Source organism: Dietzia sp. Cai40 (assembly GCF_014145165.1).
Classification (GTDB): Bacteria; Actinomycetota; Actinomycetes; order Mycobacteriales; family Mycobacteriaceae; genus Dietzia; species Dietzia natronolimnaea.
Genome location: NZ_JAALEB010000073.1, coordinates 1 through 5,887 on the forward strand (window position 1 = coordinate 1; position 5,887 = coordinate 5,887).

Consider the following 5,887-nt stretch of genomic DNA (forward strand, 5'->3'; position numbering starts at 1 on the left):
TGGGGGCCCGCCGCGCCGACCGCCTCGACGACCTCGTGGGCCGGATCCGGGAGGCCGGGGGACGGGCCACCGCACGACCGGTCGACGTGACCAGCGCGGAGTCGGTGGCGGCGTTCGTGGCCGCCGCCGGTGAGGCGTACGGCCCTCCCGAGGTCCTGGTCTCCAGCGCGGGCACCCTGAAGATGGCCCGCGTGTGGGAGATGGAGCCGGACGACTTCGCCTCGCAGATCGACATCCACCTGCTCGCCGTGCAGCGGCTGCTCCACGCGGTGGTCCCCGGGATGGTCGATCGCCGTCGGGGCGACGTGGTCCTGATCGGCTCCGACGTCGCCTACACAGCCCGGCCCCGCTCCGGGGCGTACGTCGCGGCCAAGGCCGGCCTGGAGACCATGGCCCACCAGGCCCGCAAGGAACTCGAGGGCACGGGGATCCGCCTCGGCGTGGTCCGCCCGGGCCCGGTGATGACCGAGATGGGCACCGAGTTCGACCCGGAGACCGCGGAGTCGGTCATCAACGACTGGGTCAAGCACGGCTTCGGTCGTCACCCGCGCATGTGTAAGCCGGCCGACCTCGCCCGGGGGGTCGCCGCCATGGTGTCGATGCCCCGCGGCGCCCAGATCACCGAGCTGGAGATCCAGCCGGAGGCCCCAATCGAGGAGGACTACTCGTGACCAGTACCGACAGCTCCACCGACAAGCCCACGGACTTCTCCACCCTCACCGAGCCGCGTCGGGTCTCCGACGGCGAGGGGGAGCTCGGGCACATGGACGAACTCCGTACCGACCCGATCGGCCTGTTCTGGCGGGTCCGTGAGGAGTGCGGCGACCTCGGCGTGTTCAAGATCGTCGACCGCGACATCTGCCTGGCCTCCGGGGCGGCCGCGAACGAGGCCTTCTTCCGTGCGCCGGACGAGTCGCTGGACCAGGCCGCCGCCTACCCGTTCATGACGCCGGTGTTCGGTGAGGGCGTCGTGTTCGACGCCAGCCCCGAGCGCCGCTCGGAGATGCTGCACAACACCGCGCTGCGCGGCGAGCACATGCGCCAGCACGCCGTCACCATCCCCCGCGAGGTCCAGCGCATGGTGGGCGAGTGGGGCGACGAGGGTGAGATCGACCTCCTCGAGTGGTTCTCCGAGCTCACCATCTACACCTCCTCGGCGTGCCTGATCGGTCCGAAGTTCCGCGAGCAGCTCGACGCCCGGTTCGCGCACCTCTACCACGATCTCGAGCAGGGCACCGACCCCCACGCGTACATCGACGCCTACGCAGACATCCCCGCGTTCCGCAAGCGGGACGCGGCGCGAGCGGGGCTGGTCGAGTTGGTCTCCGGGATCATGGACCAGCGGATGGCCGAGCCGCCGGCGAGCAAGGAGGACCGCGACCTCCTCGACGTCCTGGTCTCCGTCAAGAACGACGACGGCACGTACCGGTTCACCCCGGACGAGGTCACCGGCATCTTCATCTCCATGATGTTCGCCGGACATCACACCACCTCCGGTACCAGCGCGTGGATGCTCATCGAGTTGCTCAAGCACCCGGACTACCTCGCGCAGGTGGTCGCCGAACTCGACGAGGTCTACTCCGACGGGGCCGAGTACAGCTTCGGGGCGTTGCGTCAGATGCCCAGGGTCGAGAACGCCCTGAAAGAGACGCTGCGTCTGCACCCGCCGCTGATCATCCTCATGCGGGTGGCGCAGGAGGACGTGCAGATCGGCGACCACGTCGTCCGCGCCGGGCAGACCGTCGCGGCGTCCCCCGCGGTCTCCAACCGGCTGCCGGAGGACTTCCCGGACCCCGACTCCTTCGACCCGGAACGCTATGCCGAGCCGCGCCAGGAGGACATCGTCAACCGGTGGACCTGGATCCCCTTCGGCGCCGGACGGCACCGCTGCGTGGGCGCGGCGTTCGCCCAGCTGCAGATCAAGGCCATCTTCTCGATCCTGCTGCGGGAGTTCGAGTTCGAGCTCGCGCAGCCGCCCGAGAGCTACCACAACGACCACTCCAAGATGGTCGTCCAGCTGGCCCAGCCGTGCACCGTCCGCTACCGGAGGAGGCAGCGCAGGTGAGCGGGCAGCAGCCGATGCGGGTGGAGGTGGACTTCGACCTGTGCCAGGGGCACGCCGAATGTCAGGCGGAGGCCCCCGACTGGTTCACGGTCGGCAAGGGCTCCGAGGCCAAGGTGCGTGCCAAGCGGGGCGTGGTCCCCGACGACCAGCTCGAGGCCGTCAAGGCCGCCGTCAAGTACTGCCCGACGCAGGCACTCCGCCTCGTCGAGAACCAGACCCACCAGGAGTGAGTGACGTGACCCGATACGACCGCGCCGAGATCGCCGAGTTCGTGCAGCGCTGGATCGAGGCCAACGCCGAGTGCGAGCGCAACAAGGACTGGACCCCGCTCGCCGACTTCTACGCCGAGGACGCCACCTACGGCTGGAACTACGGCACCAAGGACGACTTCATGGCCGTCGGCCGGGACGAGATCCGCGACATCGCGCTGGGCCAGGAGATGGCCGGGCTCGACGGCTGGGAGTACCCCTACATCCGGACCATCATCGACCCCGAGACCGGCGACGTGCTCTGTCTGTGGAAGCAGATCGCCCGAGACACCGTCGACCCGAAGACCGGGAAGCCGTACGAGGTCCACGGGCTCGGCGGGTCGTGGTTCCTCTACAACGGTGACCAGAAGTGGAAGTGGCACCGCGACTTCTTCGACTTCGGCAACGTGGTGGACCTGTTCATGCGGATGTACGAGGCCGACGCGCTCACCGATTCGATGAAGGCCCGGTTCGAGGCGGCCGGGGACAAGCCGGCCGGGTGGTATCGCATCGAGGACAGCCCGGCCCCCTTGTGGCCGGTGTCCGCCCCGGACGAGGTCTGAGTCCGGTGGCCGCGCGCGACCGGATCGTCAACAGCGACCCCCTGGAGTCCCTCGACCACGCCAGGCTCGCCAGGCTGCTGCCCGACCTGCTGCTGATCGGCCAGCTCATCGACCGGGCGGGGATGCCGGCCCTGCTCGGCGAGTTCGGTGTGGACGGGATGCGCGATGTGGCGATCGAGGAGTGGCAGGCCGCGAGCCCGCACTACACCCGGCGCATGAAGGAGGCGCTGTCGATCACGGGAGACGGCGTCGCGGAGATCTTCAAGGGCTTCCAACTGGATGTGGGGGCGCCGCCGGAGTTCATGGACTTCCGGTACGCGGTCACCGACCACGACCACGGCGAGTTCTGGCTCGACCACTGCGGTGCGCTGATGGACGTCGAACCGATGGGGGACCGGCTCGTCACCACGATGTGCCACGACATCGAGGACCCCACCTTCCCGGCCACCGCGCTGGCCACCAACCCCCGGGCCGTCGTGGAGCCCGTCCACCGTCCGCCGCGCAGCCCGGAGGGCCGGACGCCGCACTGTCACTGGACCGTGCGGATCGACCCGGATTCAGAGCCGGCGGCGTGGCCCGAGCCGGCGGTCGAGTCCGCGAGCAGCCGGTTGATCGACTTCGCCTTCGAGCCGCCGGAACCGCGGGACACCACCGGTGAGGGCCCTCGGGACGACTACGCCGGTCCGCTGTTGACGGATCTGAGCTTCCCCGAGTTCACCGCGGCCGCGCTCGTCCGCATGACCCGCGAGGTGTACCTGCAGATGCACCTGCTGGCGGTGGGTTTCCACCAGTCGGTGCGTCGCCGGTCGGACGCCGAGACCGCGGACCGGCTGCTCGCCTACCAGGCGACGGGGATCGCGGGGGTCGCCGCGGGACGGATCCGAGACGTCCTCGGCGTGGAGGGGGACGCACACGGGTTGGCCGCCGTGCTCGATCTCCACCCGCTGGCCGGTCCGACCGCCTACACGGGGTACTCGTCGTCGGTCTCCGGCGACGGCGCGAGCGTCACCGTCACCTGGGACACCGCGGCGGACGCGTTCGCCGACGACACCTGGATGCCCCTGCTCGCCCGGGACGGCCTGCGCCCCCTCGCCGCGGCGGCACAGGCGGTCGACCCGCACTGGACCGTGGAGCGCGTGCCCTCGGACGGCTCCCGGGTCGAGGCCGTCCTCCGGCTCGGAGACGTACCAGCGAAGGAGTCCGACGAGGTCGCCGTCACCCGGATCAGCACCGGGGCGGCGTTCGACTTCGGACCGGCCCGCACGCCACTGCCCATCACCCCGGTCTGAGACCGGACGCTCGCCCGAGACAGCACACCCGACCCCGTCACGGAGGACACCACATGGCACACAACCTGGCCGACCTCTTCGAACACGCCGTGGACGCCTACGGCGCCGACCGTCTGGCGGTGGTGGAGGGCGAACGTCGTCTCACCTACGCCGACCTGGAGGCCGAGGCCAACCGGTGGGCCTCGGCGCTCGCCTCCCTGGGCGTCGGGGCCGGCGACCACGTCGGTGTGCACCTGCGCAACGGGGTGGACTGTCTGGCGCTGATCCTCGGAGTCCTCAAACTGCGGGCGGTGACCATCAGCATCAACTACCGCTACTCGGGCCCGGAGCTGCGCTACCTCTACGACTACTCCGACACCAGCGTGCTGGTGTTCCACCGCGAGTTCGGCGCCGCGGTGACCGAGGCCGTACGAGGGCTCGACGCCGTCCGGCACACGATCATGGTGGAGGACGGCTCGGGCGTCGACACCCTTCCGGACGGTGTCCTCCCCGCCCGCGAGACCCTGGAGGCGGCGTCGGCGGAGCGCCCCGGGGTGGAGCGGAGCGGCGACGATCTCTACCTGGTGTTCACCGGTGGCACGACGGGCAAACCGAAGGGTGTGATGTGGCGTCAGGAGGACCTGTGGCGCAGCCTCGGAGGTGGCGCGGACTACCACACGGGTGAGCCGGTGCCCGACGAGTTCCACCAGTCCAGGGCGGGTCTGGGCGGTGACCCCATGCGCTACCTCATCCTGCTCCCGCTCATCCACACCTCGGGCATCATGCCCAGCTTCACCGGCCTGTTCGCCGGCGGCACCATGCACTACCTCCCGCACTTCCGGGCCGCGGACGTCCTGGAGGAGATCGAGACCGAGAAGATCCAGGTCGCCGTGGTGGCCGGTGACGCGATGGTCCGGCCACTCGTGGATCTGATGCGGCGGACCGACCCCGACACCTCGAGCATGTTCATGGTCTCCTCGGGAGCCGCCCTGTTCTCGCCCTCGGTCAAGGCGGACCTGCTCGAGCTCCGTCCCGATCTGATGATCATGGACGCGTTCGGCTCGTCCGAGGGCGGCTTCGGCGGCCTGGGCGTGGTGACCAAGGCCGATCTCGACGACGGGTCGCTCTTCGCCGACCACGGACCACGGATCCCCAGGGGTACCACCCTGCAGCTCGTCGACGACTTCGACGAACCGCTGCCCGACGACTCGCAGGAGATCGGCTGGATCGTCAAGAGCGGGTACCAGCCCGCCGGCTACTACAAGGACGAGGCCAAGACCGCCGAGACCTTCCGGGAGATCGCCGGCAGCCGCCGGGTGTTCACCGGGGACCGCGGACGGTACGACGGCCCCGACACGATCATCATGCTCGGCCGGGCCAGTCAGGTGATCAACTCCGGCGGCGAGAAGATCTTCGCCGAGGAGGTCGAGGCCGCGCTCAAGGCGGTGGCCGGGATCGAGGACGCCGTGGCGTTCGGGGTCCCGGACGAGCGGTTCGGGCACCGGGTCGGCGCCGTGGTCCAGTGGGCGGATGCCGCACAGGGCTCATCGCCGGACTCCTCGCCGGGCACCGGCCCGCGGGACCTCGACGCCGTCGGGCACGCCCTGCGCGAGCACCTTGCCGGGTTCAAGATCCCCGTGGCGTACTGGGTGGTCGACCGCGTCGAACGCCATCCCAGTAGCAAGACCGACTACGGCTGGGCGCGCCGTCTGGTGGCCGAGCGTGCCCCCGACCTCGACCGGC

Annotated in this window: 6 protein-coding genes; all 6 read left to right on the top strand. The window is 70.2% G+C overall.

The window, feature by feature from the left end; translation table 11 throughout:
• A partial coding sequence (locus G6022_RS03520; RefSeq protein WP_182691011.1) for an SDR family oxidoreductase occupies positions 1-671 on the top strand: 671 nt, incomplete at its 5' end.
• A gap of 92 nt (positions 672-763) precedes the next feature.
• A complete protein-coding gene (locus G6022_RS03525) occupies positions 764-2,065 on the top strand; it encodes a cytochrome P450 (RefSeq protein ID WP_095717665.1) in 1,302 nt (433 codons plus the stop codon).
• Between the two features lie 14 nt (positions 2,066-2,079).
• Positions 2,080-2,295, top strand: coding sequence for a ferredoxin (locus G6022_RS03530; protein ID WP_095717619.1), 216 nt, complete (start codon positions 2,080-2,082; stop codon positions 2,293-2,295).
• 5 nt (positions 2,296-2,300) lie between these two features.
• Positions 2,301-2,876: a nuclear transport factor 2 family protein gene (locus G6022_RS03535; RefSeq protein ID WP_179525949.1), complete on the top strand. Its 576-nt coding sequence runs from the start codon at positions 2,301-2,303 to the stop codon at positions 2,874-2,876.
• A gap of 5 nt (positions 2,877-2,881) precedes the next feature.
• Positions 2,882-4,165, top strand: coding sequence for a hypothetical protein (locus G6022_RS03540; protein ID WP_338404124.1), 1,284 nt, complete (start codon positions 2,882-2,884; stop codon positions 4,163-4,165).
• A 53-nt stretch (positions 4,166-4,218) separates the two neighbouring features.
• Positions 4,219-5,887: AMP-binding protein (locus G6022_RS03545; protein WP_182691013.1), on the top strand; the 1,669-nt coding region annotated here is incomplete at its 3' end.

What these genes read in the sequence shown, in the direction of transcription:
- G6022_RS03525 (WP_095717665.1), top strand. Translation starts at nt 764, where the DNA reads ATGGACGAACTCCGTACCGACCCGATCGGCCTGTTCTGGCGGGTCCGT.
- G6022_RS03530 (WP_095717619.1), top strand. Translation starts at nt 2,080, where the DNA reads ATGCGGGTGGAGGTGGACTTCGACCTGTGCCAGGGGCACGCCGAATGT.